Here is a 1,462-nt window from a genome sequence, read left to right as displayed (position 1 = left end):
ATAATACAGCACTTCATAAACCTGCAATCTCCTGTGACTGGTAATAAAATTTTGCTCTACTGCGGTGGCGATATGGCAATTTTTAATATTGATGCCAGATTTATATACAATAGAGTACCGCCAAGAATTTAAAATACTAATTTCTTGGTTATTCTCGATAAAATGTTACAATTGTAACATTTTATATCTAGAGATCAACTTAAGGTATAATCGGGGATAAATTGTCCTTCTTCAAGAAATACAGAAATCTAGGAGATGCCATTTACGGAGGTAAGACAATAAATAGTATATGTCACCAAGTACAAATAGTTGCTTGGGTGTAAAAGGGAGGTGAGCCTTGTTGCTAGAAATTAAGTTGGGACGGATATAAGGATAAAATTATAATTCATGCTCCACACTTTATCCTGCAATCAGTTGACCTATACTACTACGCCAATGTCTCAAACCATCTTAGACGAGTGGGCTATTAAAGAATTCTTGAAATGGATTTCCCCACCAGAGCAATGGATTAGTTTGAGGTTTGGAAATCGAATTGGCTTGCTAGTAAACGGAAGTTATACTCTGTTACCTAGCCACTACGAAGCAGTTGATCTACAACAAGCAAACACCTTAGCTTCAATGTGCGGTGTTAAGCCGGGAGTCATTCTCTATGGTGAAGCGCCACACTATCAGGTAGACAAGCTGAGTTACGAGTTAATTAAGGAAGGTTTTGTCGTACACTGGCTCGGCGTTAATAATATCGTACAATTCAATAACTGGCTGCTTCGAGTTTTAGATGGGATTGATTGTTTAGCGCCGTTGGAATTGACTCCCTTGAATTGGGATTAGTTGTTTTTGTTGTTTGTTTTTGGTTGTTTGTCGTTTGTAGTTTATTTTTGGTTGGTTATTTGTTTTCTAACAGGCATCTCCCCTGTCAAGGCGATTAGCTCTCTTGCCAATAACTAATAACCAATAAGCAATAACTAACTGGCACAATAGTACCTGGATAAGTTTAACAATCCCGTAACTGTATCGATTAGAGCTTGAGGGCGGCAAAGCTTGGAGAGGTAGGCATCTGCACTGTTAGACTTCTGCCAGTAGGAACCAAATTCTCGTTCTTGTCCAGAGTACATCACGACAGGTAGCCGATGAGTTTTCTCATCAGCTTTTAGCTTTTTACACACTTCAGTGCCATTCATCCCTGGCATAAGCATATCCAGGATAACCAGAGAAGGGGAATGCTGACGCACCTGCTCTAGGGCTTCAACGCCATTGCTAGCGACAATTACCCTTAATCCTACGCTTTTGAGGATTTTGGAGATAATTAGACGTTGAATCCTATCATCATCTACCACCAGTACTGCATCCATAAATCACCTGCTCCTGACTATCTCTATCACTATTGAAAGTGATCTGACAACGATTGTATATGAAGACTTGATGAAATAAGGTAAAGATATTGTAAAGATTGAAGGGTGAAGGG

General features: G+C 39.3%; 2 protein-coding genes. One reads left to right on the top strand and one right to left on the bottom strand.

Annotation, left to right across the window (positions count from 1 at the left end):
* Window positions 1–435: 435 nt before the first annotated feature.
* Window positions 436–828: a hypothetical protein gene (locus NJ959_RS29445; protein WP_254015310.1), complete on the top strand. Its 393-nt coding sequence runs from the start codon at window positions 436–438 to the stop codon at window positions 826–828.
* Window positions 829–962: 134 nt separating this feature from the next.
* Here the strand turns inward: NJ959_RS29445 and NJ959_RS29440 are convergent, their stop codons facing one another.
* Window positions 963–1,349 (bottom strand): response regulator, encoded by a 387-nt coding sequence (locus NJ959_RS29440; protein WP_254015309.1) that lies wholly within the window; start codon window positions 1,347–1,349, stop codon window positions 963–965.
* Window positions 1,350–1,462: the final 113 nt, after the last annotated feature.

The sequence above is a fragment of the Limnofasciculus baicalensis BBK-W-15 genome (assembly GCF_024178385.1).
GTDB lineage: Bacteria > Cyanobacteriota > Cyanobacteriia > Cyanobacteriales > Coleofasciculaceae > Limnofasciculus > Limnofasciculus baicalensis.
Note: the sequence above shows the minus strand (reverse complement) of the source record. Positions and strands in the feature narration are given on the sequence as shown.

Bases quoted from the DNA above. Each gene is read 5' to 3' on its own strand.
- NJ959_RS29440 (WP_254015309.1), bottom strand. From the start codon at position 1,349: ATGGATGCAGTACTGGTGGTAGATGATGATAGGATTCAACGTCTAATT.
- NJ959_RS29445 (WP_254015310.1), top strand. From the start codon at position 436: ATGTCTCAAACCATCTTAGACGAGTGGGCTATTAAAGAATTCTTGAAA.